This window comes from Aeromonas popoffii (genome assembly GCF_037818705.1).
Taxonomy (GTDB): domain Bacteria; phylum Pseudomonadota; class Gammaproteobacteria; order Enterobacterales; family Aeromonadaceae; genus Aeromonas; species Aeromonas popoffii.
In genome coordinates this window covers 3,552,295-3,569,222 of record NZ_CP149129.1, presented here as the reverse complement: position 1 = coordinate 3,569,222, position 16,928 = coordinate 3,552,295, and the positions used below count along the sequence as shown (strand labels likewise).

At 60.0% G+C, this 16,928-nt stretch carries 13 protein-coding genes; 6 read left to right on the top strand and 7 right to left on the bottom strand.

Annotation, left to right across the window (positions count from 1 at the left end; translation table 11 throughout):
• Positions 1 to 19: 19 nt before the first annotated feature.
• Positions 20 to 1,118 (bottom strand): peptide chain release factor 2 gene (prfB, locus tag WJM78_RS16285; protein ID WP_108536280.1). Its coding sequence is split into 2 segments (ribosomal slippage): positions 20 to 1,042 and positions 1,044 to 1,118, totalling 1,098 coding nucleotides; the frame shifts between segments, so codons are not numbered across the junction.
• A 257-nt stretch (positions 1,119 to 1,375) separates the two neighbouring features.
• Between prfB and WJM78_RS16280 the strand changes: the two genes are divergently transcribed.
• Positions 1,376 to 3,247, top strand: a complete 1,872-nt coding sequence (locus WJM78_RS16280; RefSeq protein WP_339015894.1) for a methyl-accepting chemotaxis protein — start codon at positions 1,376 to 1,378, stop codon at positions 3,245 to 3,247.
• A 238-nt stretch (positions 3,248 to 3,485) separates the two neighbouring features.
• On the opposite strand, the gene gltS is transcribed toward WJM78_RS16280, so the two are convergent.
• Positions 3,486 to 4,685, bottom strand: a complete 1,200-nt coding sequence (gene gltS, locus WJM78_RS16275) for a sodium/glutamate symporter (protein WP_042035705.1) — start codon at positions 4,683 to 4,685, stop codon at positions 3,486 to 3,488.
• A 475-nt stretch (positions 4,686 to 5,160) separates the two neighbouring features.
• Between gltS and ansA the strand changes: the two genes are divergently transcribed.
• Entirely contained in the window at positions 5,161 to 6,168 is a 1,008-nt protein-coding gene (gene ansA, locus WJM78_RS16270; protein ID WP_042035704.1) for an asparaginase, read from the top strand.
• A 245-nt stretch (positions 6,169 to 6,413) separates the two neighbouring features.
• Here ansA and WJM78_RS16265 read toward each other — a convergent pair whose 3' ends face one another.
• Complete coding sequence (locus WJM78_RS16265; protein WP_042035703.1) at positions 6,414 to 6,707, bottom strand: YeaC family protein; 294 nt, start codon at positions 6,705 to 6,707, stop codon at positions 6,414 to 6,416.
• Positions 6,708 to 6,746: 39 nt separating this feature from the next.
• Positions 6,747 to 8,177 (bottom strand): glyceraldehyde-3-phosphate dehydrogenase, encoded by a 1,431-nt coding sequence (locus tag WJM78_RS16260; RefSeq protein ID WP_339010557.1) that lies wholly within the window; start codon positions 8,175 to 8,177, stop codon positions 6,747 to 6,749.
• Positions 8,178 to 8,374: 197 nt separating this feature from the next.
• Between WJM78_RS16260 and WJM78_RS16255 the strand changes: the two genes are divergently transcribed.
• Together WJM78_RS16255 and WJM78_RS16250 are read left to right on the top strand one after the other, a co-directional pair.
• Positions 8,375 to 9,175: a DUF2989 domain-containing protein gene (locus WJM78_RS16255; protein WP_339010556.1), complete on the top strand. Its 801-nt coding sequence runs from the start codon at positions 8,375 to 8,377 to the stop codon at positions 9,173 to 9,175.
• Positions 9,176 to 9,181: 6 nt separating this feature from the next.
• Positions 9,182 to 9,739, top strand: a complete 558-nt coding sequence (locus tag WJM78_RS16250) for an NUDIX domain-containing protein (RefSeq protein WP_042035698.1) — start codon at positions 9,182 to 9,184, stop codon at positions 9,737 to 9,739.
• Positions 9,740 to 10,000: 261 nt separating this feature from the next.
• Here WJM78_RS16250 and sppA read toward each other — a convergent pair whose 3' ends face one another.
• Positions 10,001 to 11,845: a signal peptide peptidase SppA gene (sppA, locus tag WJM78_RS16245; RefSeq protein WP_339010554.1), complete on the bottom strand. Its 1,845-nt coding sequence runs from the start codon at positions 11,843 to 11,845 to the stop codon at positions 10,001 to 10,003.
• 330 nt (positions 11,846 to 12,175) lie between these two features.
• On the opposite strand from sppA, the gene WJM78_RS16240 reads away from it, so the two are divergent.
• The gene (locus WJM78_RS16240; RefSeq protein ID WP_339015892.1) at positions 12,176 to 14,203 is read left to right on the top strand and encodes an NADPH-dependent 2,4-dienoyl-CoA reductase; all 2,028 of its coding nucleotides are present in this window, start codon (positions 12,176 to 12,178) and stop codon (positions 14,201 to 14,203) included.
• A gap of 130 nt (positions 14,204 to 14,333) precedes the next feature.
• On the top strand, positions 14,334 to 14,882 hold the full coding sequence (locus WJM78_RS16235; protein WP_339010552.1) for an NAD(P)H nitroreductase: 549 nt from the start codon (positions 14,334 to 14,336) through the stop codon (positions 14,880 to 14,882).
• A gap of 394 nt (positions 14,883 to 15,276) precedes the next feature.
• On the opposite strand, the gene WJM78_RS16230 is transcribed toward WJM78_RS16235, so the two are convergent.
• Together WJM78_RS16230 and WJM78_RS16225 are read right to left on the bottom strand one after the other, a co-directional pair.
• Positions 15,277 to 15,831, bottom strand: a complete 555-nt coding sequence (locus tag WJM78_RS16230; RefSeq protein ID WP_339010551.1) for a sugar O-acetyltransferase — start codon at positions 15,829 to 15,831, stop codon at positions 15,277 to 15,279.
• A 110-nt stretch (positions 15,832 to 15,941) separates the two neighbouring features.
• Positions 15,942 to 16,916 (bottom strand): D-2-hydroxyacid dehydrogenase family protein, encoded by a 975-nt coding sequence (locus WJM78_RS16225; protein WP_212513052.1) that lies wholly within the window; start codon positions 16,914 to 16,916, stop codon positions 15,942 to 15,944.
• Between the last annotated feature and the right edge of the window lie 12 nt (positions 16,917 to 16,928).

The window sequence follows — 16,928 nt, the reverse complement described above, 5'->3', positions numbered from 1 at the left end:
GATTCCTGCTGCTCTGTTTTTACAGGCCTGACTTCAGGCTGGCTTCGATAAACTTGTCCAGGTCGCCGTCGAGGACCGCTTGGGTATTGCGGGTTTCGACGCCGGTACGTAGATCCTTGATGCGTGCATCATCCAGTACATAGGAACGGATCTGGCTGCCCCAGCCGATATCGGACTTGGTCTCTTCGAGGGCTTGTTTTTCAGCGTTTTGCTTCTGAATTTCCAGCTCGTAGAGCTTGGCTTTCAGCTGCTTCATACATTGATCTTTGTTTTTGTGCTGGGAACGATCATTTTGGCACTGTACCACGACGCCGGTCGGAACGTGGGTAATACGCACCGCGGATTCGGTCCGGTTGACGTGCTGACCACCGGCGCCGGAGGCACGGTAGACGTCGATACGCAGGTCTGCCGGGTTGATCTCGATGTCGATGTCGTCATCGATCTCGGGATAGACGAAAATGGAGCAGAACGAGGTGTGGCGGCGGCCACCGGAATCGAACGGGGATTTGCGAACCAGACGGTGGACGCCGGTCTCGGTGCGCAGCCAGCCGAAGGCGTATTCGCCGGTGAACTTGATGGTCGCGGACTTGATGCCGGCCACGTCGCCGTCAGAGAGCTCGATCAGCTCCGGCTTGTAACCGTGGGCATCGCCCCAGCGCAGGTACATGCGCAGCACCATGTTGGCCCAATCCTGAGCTTCGGTACCACCGGAGCCGGACTGGATGTCGATGTAGCAGTCGGAGGCGTCGTGCTGACCGGAGAACATGCGGCGGAATTCCAGATCCACCAGCTTGCTTTCCAGCACATCGGCTTCGGCCACGGCTTCGTTGAAGGTCTCTTCGTCTTCCCCTTCCACCGCCAGGCTCACCAACATCTCGACGTCTTCGGCGCCCTGGGTCAGGGCATCGATGGTGCCCACCACGTTTTCCAGCGTGACGCGCTCCTTGCCCAGCGCCTGTGCGCGCTCCGGCTCATTCCATACGTCCGGCTGTTCCAGCTCGGCGTTGACCTCTTCTAGACGCTCTTTCTTCGCGTCATAGTCAAAGGTACCCCCTAAGAAGCTCGGTCCTCTCAGACAGCTCCTTAAGCTTGTTTAATACAGGATTGACTTCAAACATCGTGAAAACTCTCGGGGTCGATGTGATTTAAAAACGGGATATTCTAGCCAATTGTGGAAGGAATAAACAGGGTCGCCTGTCCTTGTGGGCGTCCTGTAGTCAATTTCTGGTGCAGTTTTCCCTAACTCGGTGGAAAATATCGCCCGCAGACTCATTTTCAGGTTCAGTTTCGGCCTGACGGGTCGCTAATAACGACGCAGTGCTGTGCTGTGCACTTTTGGGAAATCCGGTTCCTGACCTCATAAGAAGAAATCATGATGAAAAACCTATCACTCAAGCAGAAGATACTGTTGTCAGTGGTGATCGCCCTGTCATTGGTGATCCTGCTGCTCTCCTGGCAGAGCTATACCAGCCAGAAGTCCCTGTTGCTGCAAGGCAGTCAGGAACAGGTACAACGACTGGGCCGCCAGCAGGCCGCCAGCGTCAGTGATTGGCTCTCTGCACGTCGCGACGTGATCCAGGCGCTTGGCAACAAGGCCGGTGCCGAGCCCCTCAATGCCCTGCAACAGGCGCAAGTCTCGGGTCGCTTTCAGCTCACCTATTTTGGTGAGAGCAACGGCAAGATGCATGACTCAGACCCTTCCATTAATCGTGACGGCTATGACCCGCGCTCTCGTGGCTGGTATCAGGAAGCCATGAGCAAGGGGGGTCTTATCGTGACCAAACCTTATCTGGATGTGGCCTACAACATCATGGTGGTAACATTGGCCCAGCCGGCGCAAGGCGGCGTGGTCGGTGGTGATCTCTCCATCGCTTCCCTGGTGGAAGACATCACCAAGATGAAGCTGCCCGCCGACGGCATCGCCATTATGATGCACAAGGACGGCACCGTCATCGCCTACAAGGACGCGGCCAAGGCGATGAAGCCGGCCACCGAGATCGACAACGATCTGACCAACGCCCTGATCGAGCAGAGCAAGGCCAGCAACAGCCTGCTCCCGGCCTACTTCGACAACGAAGGCCGCGACAAGCTGTTGTGGTCCGTGGATATCCCGGATACCGACTGGGCGCTGGTTCTGGTACTGGACAAGGAAACGCTGGAAGCCCCGCTATCCTCCCTGCTGATGACCCAGCTTGGCCTGGCCCTGCTGGTGCTGGTGGGCAGCATCATTGCCATCTCCTGGCTGGTCAGCCTGCTGCTCGGCCCGCTCAGCAAGGTCTCCCAGGCTCTGGCCCGCATCGCCGACGGTAACGGCGATTTGACCCAGCGCATCAAGATCGACGCCAACGACGAAGTGGGCCAGCTGGCCAACAGCTTCAACCGTTTCGTCGGCAGCCAGCACCAGCTGATCGGCAACATCCGCAAGCTGGCCAACGAGCTGAATGCCGATGCCGAGCGCAGTCTGGTGACCAACCAGGTCTCCGTGGACGAGTTGCAGCGTCAGCAGCAGGAAGTGACCATGGTTGCCACCGCTGTCACCGAGATGGCGAGCGCCACCATGGAGATTGCCGGCAACGCCGAAAACACGGCTGCTGCCGCCCAGCAATCCGCCCAGAGCAGTGAGCAGGGCAAGCTGCTGGTGAACCAGACTCGCCAGTCCATCAACGGCCTGGCCGAAGAGGTGGGGCAGGCGACCGAGGTGATCGGCGAGCTGAGCCGTCACGCCCAAGCCATCTCCGGCATCCTCTCCACCATCCAGGGCATCGCCGAGCAGACCAACCTGCTGGCACTGAACGCGGCCATCGAAGCGGCGCGTGCCGGTGAACAGGGTCGTGGTTTCGCTGTGGTAGCGGACGAGGTGCGGGTGCTGTCTCGTCGTACCCAGGACTCCACTCAGGAGATCCAGTCCACCATAGAGACGCTGCAGCAGACCACGGCACGCGCGGTGAGCCTGATGCAGACCAGCCAGGGGTTGGCCGACAACAGCGTGAAAGACGCCGATGCCGCCGCCGCCGCGCTGGAAGAGATCACCCATGCCGTGTCGCTCATCTCCGACATGGCGGGTCAGATTGCCACCGCCGCGGAGGAGCAGACCCAGGTGACTGGCGAGATCACTCAGAACACCACCGCCATCAAGGATGTGAGTGACGAGATCACCGCCGCTGCCATGCGCGATCTGGATCAGGCCCATAGCCTCAAGGGTCGCGCCACCGATCTGAACCAGCAGGTCTCGACCTTTATCCTGTAAGGGATGATGCGACGGGACGCCTGCGTCCCATCCTGAACAAAGCCCCGCACCTTGGTGCGGGGCTTTTTGTTATCTGCGGTCTGGCTGCTTCATGACAGGGGACGCTAGCTGGTGCCCATGATTGCCGTTGTCACCGGGGGGTTGCCATTGGACGATGGCGCGGAACCGCCAGGATGGCCGTTAGCAAAGAGCCCACCATGAGGTGGGCTCTTGTTCATATCATGTCTGGGTGAGCGGTTTACAGGAAGGGGAGCGCCATAAACAGCTTGATCACCATGGCGTTGATGATGTCGATGAAGAAGGCCCCCACCATGGGCACCACCAGGAACGCCAGATGGGACGGGCCGAAGCGCTGGGTGACGGCCTGCATGTTGGCAATGGCCGTCGGGGTGGCCCCCAGGCCGAAGCCGCAATGGCCCGCCGCCAGCACGGCCGCGTCATAGTTGCTGCCCATGACCCGGAAGGTGACGAAGATGGCGTAGAGCGCCATCGCTACCGTCTGGGTGGCCAGCAGGATGAAGATGGGCAGGGCCAGGCTGGAGAGCTCCCACAACTTCAGGCTCATCAGCGCCATGGCCAGGAACAGCGACAGGCTGACGTTGCCGAGCAGGGAAACCTCGCGATCACTCACCTCATGCCAGTTGAGCAGGGTCAACAGGTTGCGTAGCAGCACACCGACAAACAGCACGCAGACAAAGCTCGGCAGCTCGAGGGCGCCGCCCTTGAGGGCGGCGGATAACAGCTCGCCCCCTTTCAGGCTGATGGCGATCAGCGCCAGCGTCTCGATCAGGCTGAATGTGGTGAGCGGGCGCTCCATGTCGGGCATTTCGAAGCCCTTGGGCGCCTCATCTCTGTTGTGTTCTGCACCGGGCACCTGCACCTTCTTGACCAGATAGCGGGCAACCGGGCCCCCGATCAGGCCGCCCAACACCAGGCCGAAGGTCGCACAGGCGATGGCAAGTTCGGCGGCGGATTGCACCCCGTACTTCTCGGCGAAGGTGGCGCTCCAGGCCGCACCTGTGCCGTGGCCGCCGGAGAGGGTGATGGAGCCGGCCAGCAGCCCCATATGGGGATCCAGACCGAGCAGGGTCGCCAGACCCACCCCCAGGCTGTTTTGCATCAGCAGCAGGCCGGTCACCGCCATCAGGAAGGTGATCACCGCCTTGCCGCCGCGTTTGAGGTTGGCGAGATCGGCGGAGAGGCCGATAGAGGCGAAAAAGGCCAGCATCAGCGGGGTCTGCAAACTGGTGTCAAATTGCAACTCCAGCTGCAGGGTCGAGCGCAGCAGCAGCAGCACCAGGGCGACCACCAAGCCGCCGGCAACCGGTTTGGGGATGTTGAAGGTTCGCAGTAGCCCGACTCGGGTCACCAGCAAACGACCGAGCAGCAACACCAGGGTGGCTGCGACCAGGGTGGCGTAGGAATCAAGTTGTAGCATTCAGTACTCCCATGTTGATTGGCTGTGTCTTTCGTTGATGAAGACTCACAGATTCAGCCGGGATAAAAACAGTGTGGCTCATGTGCCAACAAAGAAGGGGTGATATTCCCCCCGTCCCACGCAAAAATGGGATCTATGTGGGCCTGAATGAATCAGGCATCCAGATGAGATTTATGAAAAATCTGGCAGATAGTAGCAAAAAACACCAAATACATCCATATTTGTTAGTTTAATGGTCTGTTTTGTACTTTGTTATGATATTTAACACTATTGGGTTGGTTGTCTGTTTATGCCTGGTAACTGCGATTCAACGGCTGTCATTTGGGGCGCCAGTCTCTATAATTCGCCAGTTTTCAGCCCATCAGGCGGCAACGGACGGGATGTGAAGACCCAGGTTCGTTTCCCATGGGGATTCATGGTTTGCGGGTATTGAGCCCATTAACGCGGGTGTTGTGCCCATCAAAGAGGAGAGGGTGTGAAGAAGTCTATCTACATTGCCTATACAGGCGGCACCATAGGGATGCAGCGCTCCGACCACGGCTATGTGCCGATGGCGGGCTTTATGGAAGACTGTCTGGCGCGGATGCCCGAGTTTCATCGCCCCGAGATGCCGGATTACCATATTCACGAATACGATCCCCTCATCGATTCCTCCGACATGACCCCGGCGGACTGGCAGCGTATCGCCGAGGACATTCGAGACAACTACGAGAAATACGATGGCTTCGTGATCCTGCACGGCACCGACACCATGTCGTTCACCGCCTCGGCACTCTCCTTCATGCTCGAAGATCTGCACAAGCCGGTGATCATCACTGGCTCCCAGATCCCGCTTGCCGAGCTGCGCTCCGATGGTCAGCAGAACCTGCTCAATGCCCTCTACATCGCGGCCAACTACCCGATCCACGAGGTGACGCTGTTCTTCAACAACCAGCTCTATCGTGGCAACCGCAGCAAGAAGGTGCACGCCGACGGCTTCCACGCCTTCGACTCGCCCAACTACCCGCCGCTGCTCAACGCCGGCATCGCCATCTCGCTGGAAGCGGGCGAGCTGGGTGCCCCGTCCGAGCGGCCGCTGGTGCTGCATGACATCACCCCCCAGCCTATCGGCGTGGTGACCCTCTATCCGGGCATCTCCAGCGAGGTGATCGCCAACATCTTGCAGCAACCGGTGAAGGCGCTGATCCTGCTGTCGTTCGGGGTGGGCAATGCGCCGCAGAACCCGGCCATGCTGGCGCTGCTCTCCGAGGCCTCGGCCCGCGGCGTCATCATAGTCAACCTGAGCCAGTGCCTGCACGGCAAGGTCAATATGGGGGGGTATGCTACCGGCAATGCCCTGTCCCGCGCCGGGGTCATCTCGGGCTTTGACATGACAGCCGAGGCGGCGCTGACCAAGCTGCACTTCCTGTTGAGCCAGGGCTTGCCAGCGCCGCGAATCCGCGAGCTGATGCAGCAATCCCTGCGCGGCGAGCTGACGCCCTGAGTGTTGGGCCCTAGCTCGGAGGGAGAGGGGATAGATCGAGGTGCTGTTGGAGGTTCGCCATGGGGAGCATCGACAGGTGATCCACGAACGATCCGCAGACTGCCGATCCGTCCTCTTCTCCTCTGGTGGGAGAAAGGTTGGGGATGAGGGGGTATCCGCACCCTGCAGAGAGAGGAAAAAGAGAGGGGAGCCATAGTGGCTCCCCTCTCTGTTGTGGCCGCCGCGAGCGGCCTGCCGGGTCAGGCTCAGTGGTTGAGGTCGATCCTGACTATCTCTTCCTCGTCCCGATACTGACGCTTGAGCTCGCTCTTGCTCTTCATCACTATCTCGCCGTCACGACCTATGTTCATGTGCTCGGGATTGTCGATGTGCATCGCCTGCCAGGCCATCACCGCCTGCAGCGAGGTGGCCTTCTGGTCGTCGGTGAGGGGCTTGCCATCGGGCCATTTGCCCAGCTCAACCGCGGTCTTGAGCCGCTCATACACTTCTTTGGGCATCTGTCTGATGGCCTGTTGAAACTCACCCAGTTGAAACGACATCCGGCCTCTCCTTGAACTATTGCGCCATGAACCGCGGGATCAGACGGGCAGATCCTGGCGAACCGCGCCAGCCATCTGCTCCATCACCCGCACTACCTGACAACTGTAACCGAACTCGTTGTCATACCATACGTAGAGCACGCAGTGATCCCCTTCGGCTATGGTCGCCTGGGAGTCGACGATGCCTGCGAAGCGCGATCCCACCATGTCGGAGGAGACCAGCTCTGTGCTGGCGCTGAAGTCGATCTGGCGATGCAGGGCGGAGCTTTGCGCCATCTGCTGCAGATAGGCGTTGAGGCTTTCCCGATCTGTGGCCTGCTCCAGCGACAGATTGATGATGGCCAGCGACACGTTGGGAGTCGGTACCCGGATGGCATTACCGGTCAGCTTGCCCTTGAGCTCAGGCAGTGCCTTGGCCACCGCCTTGGCCGCGCCCGTGCTGGTCATCACCATATTGAGGGCGGCGCTGCGACCGCGTCGTTCCCCCTTGTGATAGTTGTCGATCAGGTTCTGATCGTTGGTGTAGGAGTGCACCGTCTCCACGTGGCCGTGGCGGATACCATATTTGTCCTGCATCACCTTGAGCACAGGGGTGATGGCATTGGTGGTGCAGGAAGCGGCCGAGATGATCTTGTCATCCGGTCCGATCACCTCGTGATTAACCCCGAACACCACGTTCTTCATCTCGCCCTTGCCGGGTGCGGTCAGCAGCACACGGGCGGCACCGCGTGACTTGAGATGCTCGGAAAGACCCGCTTCGTCACGCCAGACGCCGGTGTTGTCGACGATCAGCGCATCGTGAATGCCGTAAGCTGTGTAGTCGATGTCGGCCGGGCTGTTTGCATAGATCACCTGGATGAAGGTGCCGTTGGCGATGATGGCGCTGCGCTCCACATCCACCTCGATGGAGCCGTTGAAGGGGCCGTGTACCGAGTCGCGGCGCAGCAGGCTGGCGCGTTTCTCCAGATCCCCCTCGAGACCACCGCGCACCACTATGGCCCGCAGACGCAACGAGTTGGCGGCGCCGGTGCGCTCGATCAGCAGTCGGGCCAGCAGGCGGCCGATGCGGCCAAAGCCGTACAGTACTACGTCGGTGGCCGGTGGCACGTCGCGCCCCAGGGCCGGTGCCAGCTTGGCGCGCAGGTAGTCGTCTATGCCTGCCTCGTCCTGGTGATCCTGCCAGTAGTCGACCGCCAGCTTGCCCAGATCGATCTCGGCAGCGGTCGGGTTCAGGGCCAGGATGGCCTGCAGCAGGGGGAAGCTCTGTTGGATCGGTAGCGGGGCGCCCTGATGACGGCGAACGACTCTGTGGGCTTTGAGAATGTCGATAGTGGAGGCATTTTGCAGGGGACGTCCGTAGACGGTGATCTCGATCCCTTGCTGTCGGTAGAGGCGACCTATCAAGGGTTGCATGGCTTCGGCGAGCTCCTGGCTCTCCTGCCACGCTTGCAAGTAGTGCTCGTGGGTCATTAACCAGATCCTTTATTTCACGTTGTTGGGGCAAATAGAAATTCGTCGAATGCAGATCAGTGTAGGGATGTAGATTTCGTTATATTATTCTGCAGTCGCGGCCTTATACGGCGCGCACATTGTAATGGATATGTAATCTGTTTGCTAGCCAAGGGTGGCCGTGACAGGCTGCAATTGTTACCAACAAGATGTGAGCCATGACCCATTTTTCAGCGCGTTCCCTGCTCTTCGGCCTCAGTTGCGGTCTGACCCTCACCGCCTGCAACGACGACAGGATCCACAACATCTGTGCCAATCATCCGACTCTTTGTCAGGACTTGGTGGACGACGGTTGGTGTCGCTATGAGCGGACCGACATCATTCGGGCTCGCTACCATCTGCAGGAAGAGGGGACGGACAGGCGCAAATATGATTTGATGCGCAGCTTGGAGCGTTACCTCAAGTGCGCCGAGCGCTCTACCAATATCGAATACAAGACAGCCCGGGAGCAGAAGAGTCCTCGGGTGGAGGGAATGCTGGCGGCGGGCGAGCAGCTTGCCCAGCTCGATGCCGCTACCCGCAATTCGCAGGATCCCTACCTGTTGCTTTGGCACTGGACCAACAACACCAACGAGCTGGCACGCCAGCACTTCTTGGCGCTGGAGGGGCAGCCCGTGCTGGAAGAGCCCGAGTTGCAGCTGGCGCTGGGAGGTATCCATGCCAAGAGCGAGCCGCAGAAGGCCATCGCGTTCATGCATCATGCACTCTCCCTCTATCGGGAAGGGGATGCGGTCAACGGTAGGATCCTCACCTCTCTCAGCACCCTCTATATGGGCCAGAAGGAGTACGGCCTGGCCTATCTGTGGGGCAAGGTGAGCGAGTCGTTCCAGAATACGCCCGAGGTCTCGGCCAAGCGCTTCGGCCTCTATCACTCCCTGAGCAAAGCCGATCAGGAGGCCTGGGACAGCCAGGCCGCCACCATAGTCGAGCAGCTAAAAAGCGGGACTTACCGTCCTTGAATCCTGATGAATCACATTGAACAACTGGCCAGTGACTGGCCTCACCCCTTCGACATCCAGTTCCTGCACGGCCAGGTGACCACCGGTGGTCGCCAGCTGGAGCGCGTCACCGTCAGGGCCATCGTCCTGCGCGGTGACCGGCTGCTGCTGGTTCACTCCCGGGTCAACGGCGATCTCATGTTTCCCGGTGGCGGCATCGAGCAGGGGGAGTGCCACAGTGCCGCCCTGGCACGCGAGCTGCGGGAGGAGTGTGGCGCCGAGCTGGTGGCGATCGGTGCCCTGCTCGGGCAGACGCGGGAGTATCGCGCCGCCCGCGAGGCCGACTATGATGCCTACTGCATCCGCTCCTTTTACTACCTCTGTCAAGTGGGGGAGGACTGGAACGAGCCCCAGCCACAGCCCTACGAGGTGCGGCTCGGCTTCACTCCCGGCTGGTTCGAGCTGGACGATGCCCTGCAGACCAACAAGACCCAGCTGGCGGGCCCTTGCCCCCAGTGGACGGCGCGGGAGACCCGGGTGCTGGCCGAGTTGCACCACTGGCACGAATCCGGCCTGCTGGCATGACTCAGGCCCCTTGAGGCAGATATAAAAACCGCCCAGGGTCATGCCAGTCAGTTAAGTATTTTTTGTGACTGAATATTCGAAAGTTTGAATGGCAGGAACGGTGCCATGGTCAAAGCATCAATGTGGCTGACCCCTTTGCCCTGACTGGCATCCAATAAAAAGAGGGAGGCATGATGCCTCCCTCACTCTTTGGCCCTTATACCTCGGGGGCTGAGACTCACATTCTTACCGCCCAGGGGCGGTTTTTTTGCGAGTCGACGATTACTGCACGCAGACCGGGCAGAAGGCGTAGGTGCCCTGCGGGTCGTTGAAGCGGGTCAGCGGATCCAGGCTGCGGTTCACCTCCAGCAGTGTCTTGCCAACGCCTGCGGGCAACCAGTTTTGCAGGTGTGGGGCCAGCGCCTGGGCGCTGCTGTCGAACAGCTGGCGCAGGAACTTGTCTTTGGCTGACTCTTCCTGCTCGATGGGGGTGACCTGCCACTCCTTGAGGTTGGCCAGTTCGGCCGCTGCCTTGATGGCGTCATCCAGATTACCGAACTCGTCCACCAGACCAAGGGCCTTGGCATCTTCGCCAGTCCAGACCCGACCTTCGGCCGCTTTCTCTGCGTCTTGCTGGCTCAGGCCGCGGCCCTTGCTCACCAGACCGACGAAACGCTGGTAAGTATCCTCCACGCTCAGCTGGATTGCCTGACCCACGTGATCCGGCAGGGCGCGGGTCGGGCCGACCCCGACGAAATCGGTGGTACCGACGCCGTCGGTATGCACACCGAAATGAGCCAGCGCCTTGTCGAAGGTGGCGAACATGCCGAACACCCCGATGGAGCCGGTGAGGGTGGTGGGGGAGGCGAAAATCTTGTCTGCATCGGCAGAGATCCAGTAGCCACCGGAAGCCGCATAGCTGCCCATGGAGACCACCACCGGTTTGCCAGCTTGTTTCAGGGCCAGCAGTTCGGCACGGATCTGCTCGGCGGCAAAGGCGCTACCGCCCGGGCTGTCTACCCGCAGCACCACAGCTTTGATCTTGTCGTCGCGACGGGCATCAGCCAGCAGTTCGGAGAGGGTGTCGCCGCCGATGGTACCGGCAGGCTGCACGCCATCCATGATGGCACCGCTGGCGACCACCAGACCCACCTCATCCTTGCCGCTTTGTGGATACTGCTCGGGCGCAGCGGCCAGGTACTCTTTCAGGCCGACCCCTTTCCAACCGTGATCGTCGGTTTCCCCGACTTCTTTAATGACCGCCTGGGTCATCTCGTCGCGGGTTGCCAGCTGATCCACCAGCCCGTTGTCGAGGGCATAGTTGGCAGCATTGCCACCAGCCTTGCGCAGTAGCTCGAGGAAGCGATCCTTGGCCGGCGCGACTGCCTCGGGTTCTATCTCCCGCTGCCCGGCTACGTCCGTCACATAGGATTGCCACAGCTGATCCAGCCAGCGCTGGTTGGCCTCCTTGCTCTCGGGGGACATGTCGTCGCGGATATAGGGTTCAACGAAGGATTTGTAGGTACCGACCTTGAACACATGCGGCGTGATGTTGAACTTTTCCAGCGCCGACTTGAAGTAGGTCTGGTGGACGCCGAGCCCCTCGATCACTACGGCGCCGCTCTGGTTGAGCAGCACGTGATCGGCGTAGGCGGCCAGCAGGTACTGGCCCTGGTTGTAGTAGTCGGCCATGGCGATGACCGGCTTGCCGCTCTCCTTGAACTCATCGATGGCACTCGTCACCTCCTGCAGTTTGGAGATGCTGGCACCCTGTAGCCCTTGCGGTTTGATCACCAGCGCCTTGATGCGATCGTCATCCTTGGCACTTTTGATGGCCCACAGCAGATCGGAGAGGACGATTTCGCCCGGCTGCTCTTCGCTGCTGTTCAGCTGGCGCAGCAACTGCATTGTGGGATCAGTCTGCGAGCGTTGCTCCACCAGTATCCCATTGAGATTGAGGGTCAGCGCCCCTTCGATGGGAGCCTGAGGGGCTTTTTTCTGGCCCACGCTGTAGACGATGACCAGCACTACGATGAGAAACAGCAGATTGACCAGCATCAGCCGAGTGAAATTGAGCAGGCGCCACAGGCTGCGGAACAACCAACCCAGACCTTTGAAAATAGACATAGTCGCGTTATCGCCCTGTTAATGGGTAGAGAAGGATCATTATTAACCAGTTGGCCCACCAATTGCCATTTCCGCTTGGGGCGATCGACAGCGTCATCGTCCTTTCTTGCTTCGGAACACGTCTGTTCGCCGAAAAAATGTCCAAACATTTGTTTGAAAAAGCATTTTCGATTCTTTACTCTAGCTTCAATTTGATAACAAAAAGTTAACCGGAGGCCTTGTGAGCCGCTACCCTACGCTTCTGACTCCTCTCGACCTTGGCTTCACCCAGCTCAAGAACCGGGTATTGCGTATGGATTCCTGCGCACCGGCCTCGAAAAGGAGTTCATGATGAGCCGTTATCCGACTTTGCTGACCCCCCTCGATCTCGGTTTTACCCAGTTGCGCAACCGGGTATTGATGGGCTCCATGCACACCGGCCTCGAAGAGGAGAAGGGCGGCTTTGACAAGCTGGCCGCCTTCTATGCCGAGCGCGCCCGCGGCGGCGTCGGTCTCATCGTCACCGGCGGTATCGCCCCCAACCTGCGTGGGCGGCTGGTGCCCCACGGTTCGCAACTGAGCTTCCCCTGGCAGGTCGCCAAGCACAAGAAGGTGACCCAGGCCGTGCATCAGGAGGGGGGCAAGATAGCGCTGCAGATCCTCCATGCCGGTCGTTATGCCTACCATCCGTTCAGTCTGGCGCCGAGCGCCCTCAAGGCTCCGATCTCCCCGTTCAAGCCGCGCGCCATGAGTGAGCGGCAGATCCGTGGCACCATTCGCGACTTTGCTTCAACCGCTGCGCTGGCCAAGGCGGCCGGTTACGACGGGGTCGAGGTGATGGGCTCGGAAGGTTATCTCATCAACCAGTTCATCTGCGAGCGCACCAACAAGCGCACCGATGGCTGGGGTGGCAGCAATGAGAACCGGATGCGCTTCCCGGTGGAGATTGTCCGCGCCATCCGCGAGCGGGTCGGCACCGACTTCATCATTATCTTCCGCCTCTCCATGCTGGATCTGGTGGAGCAGGGCTCGACCCTGGAAGAGGTGATCGCCCTTGGCAAGGCGCTGGAGCAGGTCGGCGTAACCCTCATCAACACCGGCATCGGCTGGCATGAGGCGCGTATTCCCACCATCGCCACCAGCGTGCCGCGCGGCGCCTTCAGCTGGGTCACTGCCGAGCTGAAAAAGCACCTCACAGTGCCACTTATCACCACCAACCGGATCAACACCCCCGAGGTGGCCGAGCGCATTCTGGCGGGTAGTGAGGCAGATATGGTCTCCATGGCGCGCCCCTTCCTGGCTGATCCTGAATTTGTCATCAAGGCGGCCGAAAACCGGGCGGACGAGATCAACACCTGCATCGCCTGCAATCAGGCTTGCCTTGACCATGTGTTCAAGCAGCAGCGGGCCTCCTGCCTGGTCAATCCCCGCGCCTGTTTCGAGACCGAGCTGATGTTTGGCCGCGTGCCCCAGCCCAAGAAACTGGCGGTGGTGGGGGCGGGCCCGGCCGGGCTGGCGTTTGCCTGCTACGCTGCCGAGCGCGGCCATCAGGTGAGCCTGTTCGATCAGGCGAGCGAGATTGGCGGTCAGTTCAACTTTGCCAAGCAGATCCCCGGTAAAGAGGAGTTTCACGAGACCCTGCGCTATTTCGCCAAGCGACTGGAGAAGTGTGGCGTCGAGCTTTACCTCGGCCAGCGCCAGAGTGCCGAGAGCCTGCTCGGCGGCGGTTTTGACGAGGTGATCCTCGCCACCGGCATCCGTCCGCGCTCACCAAATATTCCGGGTATTGAGCATCCCAAGGTGATGAACTACCTCGATGTATTGCGGGATCACAAGCCGGTCGGCCAGAAGGTGGCGGTGATCGGCGCAGGCGGCATCGGCTTCGATGTGGCTGAATACCTAGTTGAGAAAAAGGTGGAGATGGATGCCGACGGCCATCGTGATCACTGGCTCAAGGAGTGGGGCATCGACAAGCAACTCGACCAGCGTGGCGGCTTGATCGCCCCCGAGATCGACGCCCCCGAGCGCCAAGTCTGGCTGCTTCAGCGCAAGGAGAGCAAGGTGGGTGACGGTCTTGGCAAGACCACCGGTTGGATCCACAGAACCGTGCTCAAGAACCGCAAGGTGCAGATGCTCTCCGGGGTGCAATATCTGGGGATCGATGACGAGGGCTTGCACATTCAGGTGGGCGAGACCAAACAGTGTCTGCCGGTGGATCAGGTGATCATCTGTGCCGGGCAAGAGCCCCTCAAAGAGCTGCAGGCCGGGTTGCAGGCGGCAGGCAAGCCGGTGCATATCATAGGTGGTGCCGACGTGGCGGCCGAGCTGGATGCCAAGCGCGCCATCCGGCAAGGGGCCGAGCTGGCTGCCGTTATCTAGCCAGCTGTGCTCTCTTGTCCTCGCCCCTCTTGCCCTCGTATAGTGCGATAAACCCCTGAGCCTCAGGGGTTTTCTTCATTCGGTGCTGTGCTAAGGTAGCGCCATCATTGCCCCAGAGAAGGAATTGCCCATGGATGCCCTCACCCTGTTGCTCAACCGCCACTCCTGTGGCCGTCTCGCCGATCCCGCCCCGAGCGGTGAGGTGCTCGACAATATCCTCAAGGCGGGCCTGCGCGCGCCGGATCACGGCACCCTGACTCCCTGGCAGTTCATTCTGTTTGAAGGGGAGGGTCGTGAGCGGTTGGGTAACCTGCTGGCCGAGGCCGCCCGCGCCCGTGGCGAGGATGACGATAGCGTCAAGAAGTGCAGCGAAGCGCCGCTGCGCGCGCCCTTGCTGGTGGCCGTCGCCACCCGCTATCAGGCCCACCCCAAGGTGCCGAAACTGGAGCAGGAGCTCTCTGCCGGTTGCGCCCTGATGGCGATGCAGATGGCAGCGCAGGCGCAGGGCTTCAACGGTATCTGGCGCTCCGGCTGGTTCATCTTCGATGAGCGGGTCAACGAGGGGTTGGGGTTGGCACCGGAGGATCAACTGGTGGGTTTCCTCTACCTCGGTACCCCCATGCTGGAGGCGCGCAAGTTGCGCGAACTGCCGCCAGATGAGTTTGTCCGTCGTTTCTAATCGGCATCTTTTAGCCAAAGCCCTGACTTGTCAGGGCTTTTTTGAGCCTGCCCGATTATGTTCCTGAGGCTGTACTGATAAATAAATACTTGCCAAGAGGGGGATGGGGCTTGGCAGGGAATTTTTTAAATAGTGAGAGGCTGTTCTCAATCTTGGTTGATTACGCTATGTAAAACGTTTGCGCCTTATTAATATCTCTATGCCAGTTTAGAAGGTGACCCCTTCTGATTTTCTGCGATGAGAGTCGCAATTCCGTAGCACCTTTTTACAGCCCAACGTCTTCGTGACATTGGGCTTCATTTTTATGGACTCCTGTTAACTGCCGCATGCCTGCCCGTACTTCACTGCGCGGCCCGCTCGTAGGTTGCTGCGACCGCCTGGCAACGGGAAAGGATCAGCGCCCCGTGTTGGCAGGCAGGATCCGGGCCGGGTTGCCCACCACCCGCGCACCGGCTGGCACGTCTTTGGTCACCACAGCGCCCGCGCCGACGATGGCCTCCCGCCCTATGGTGACGCCGGGCAGCAGGATGGCGCCGCCGCCTATCCAGACCCTGTCTTCTATGGTCACCGGCAATGCCGTCTCCATCCCCTGAATGCGCTCATCGGCTGCCAGCGCGTGGGCGGCGGTGTAGATCTGCACGTTCGGTCCTATCATGACGTTGGCGCCGATGCGGATCGGTGCGTTGTCCAGCAGAGTGGCCCCCATGTTGATATAGGAATTTTTTCCCAGGCTGATATGGCGGCCATAGGTACAGTAGAGGGGCGGACAAATAAAGGCCCCCTGTGCCAGCTCGCCGACTATCTCCTGCAGCAGCGTCAGCAGTTCCTCCTCCTCCTCGCTGCGATTGAAACGGCGATAGCGGCGCGCCGTCTCGCGGCGCAGGACATCCAGCTCCGGCGCCATGCAGTTATAGACTTGGCTACTGATCATCTTTTGATATTCGGTCATGGGGCATTCTGCTCTCTGATTGGCATGAGGTGAGTGGGGCTGCTGGCTGCCGCACACGCGTACGGACAGAGGCATATATGACTGCCTTGTCAGCAGAATAAGCGTGAGCTTCAGCCCTGCGCCGGTATCACCAGGTTTTGTGGCCTGCCATCGGCAAAGGCCAGCACATTTTCAAATGCCTTGCGAAAGTAGAGCTCATAGCTGTTTTGCTCCACATAACCCAGATGCGGTGTGGCCAGCACGTTGGGCAGACGCAGCAGGGGCTCGCTGTCGAGTGTGGCTGGTTCGAGATCGAACACATCCAGCGCAGCTTGCTTGAGCGGATTGGCGGTGAGCTCGGCATAAAGGGCTCCCGGCTCGATGAGCTCGGCCCGGCTGGTATTGACCAGCAAAGAGTCTGCTTTCATGCGAGCCAGATCGGCACGGGTAACGCAGGCTCGAGTGATCTCGTTGAGCCGCAGATGGAGGGACAAGACATCGGCCCGCCGGAAAAATGCGTCCTTGCCGGCAGCGGCTTCCAGCCCATCCTGCTCTGCCCGCTGACGGGATGAGTCACTGCCCCATATCAGTACCGACATGCCAAATGCTTTGCCATAGCGGGCTATGTGCTGGCCTATCTTGCCATAGCCCCAGATGCCGAGTGTCAGACCGTGCAGGGTTCGACCCAGACCGAGACTGCCGGATTGCTGCCATTGGCCTTGGCCCAACGCTTTGCTGTAAGCGGGAATATGGCGCGAGGCCGCCATGATGAGTGCCCAGCAGAGCTCGGCAGGCGCAATGGGGCTGCCGACCCCTTCAGCGATGGCAACACCGTATTGTTGGCACTGTACCGGGTCTATATGCTGGCTGATCTTGCCGGTCTGGCTGATGAGCTTGAGTGAGGGAAGCCCCATCAGCAGGTGTTCGTCGATGCGAGTACGCTCGCGGATCAGTACCAGAGCCTCAATGCCTTCCAGCATGGCGGCAAGACGTGCTGCATCTGGCTCACTCTGGTTGAGTACCATGACATCATGCCCCGCCAGCATGGCAAAGCAGGGTAGATGACGAACCTGATCCTGATAATCATCCAGAATGGCAATGCGCATAAAGAGTCTCCG

Coding starts and splice junctions, on each gene's coding strand:
- WJM78_RS16280 (WP_339015894.1), top strand. CDS start 1,376: ATGAAAAACCTATCACTCAAGCAGAAGATACTGTTGTCAGTGGTGATC.
- gltS (WP_042035705.1), bottom strand. CDS start 4,685: ATGCTACAACTTGATTCCTACGCCACCCTGGTCGCAGCCACCCTGGTG.
- WJM78_RS16265 (WP_042035703.1), bottom strand. CDS start 6,707: ATGTCGTTTCAACTGGGTGAGTTTCAACAGGCCATCAGACAGATGCCC.
- WJM78_RS16260 (WP_339010557.1), bottom strand. CDS start 8,177: ATGACCCACGAGCACTACTTGCAAGCGTGGCAGGAGAGCCAGGAGCTC.
- WJM78_RS16255 (WP_339010556.1), top strand. CDS start 8,375: ATGACCCATTTTTCAGCGCGTTCCCTGCTCTTCGGCCTCAGTTGCGGT.
- WJM78_RS16250 (WP_042035698.1), top strand. CDS start 9,182: ATGAATCACATTGAACAACTGGCCAGTGACTGGCCTCACCCCTTCGAC.
- sppA (WP_339010554.1), bottom strand. CDS start 11,845: ATGTCTATTTTCAAAGGTCTGGGTTGGTTGTTCCGCAGCCTGTGGCGC.
- WJM78_RS16240 (WP_339015892.1), top strand. CDS start 12,176: ATGAGCCGTTATCCGACTTTGCTGACCCCCCTCGATCTCGGTTTTACC.
- WJM78_RS16235 (WP_339010552.1), top strand. CDS start 14,334: ATGGATGCCCTCACCCTGTTGCTCAACCGCCACTCCTGTGGCCGTCTC.
- WJM78_RS16230 (WP_339010551.1), bottom strand. CDS start 15,831: ATGACCGAATATCAAAAGATGATCAGTAGCCAAGTCTATAACTGCATG.
- WJM78_RS16225 (WP_212513052.1), bottom strand. CDS start 16,916: ATGCGCATTGCCATTCTGGATGATTATCAGGATCAGGTTCGTCATCTA.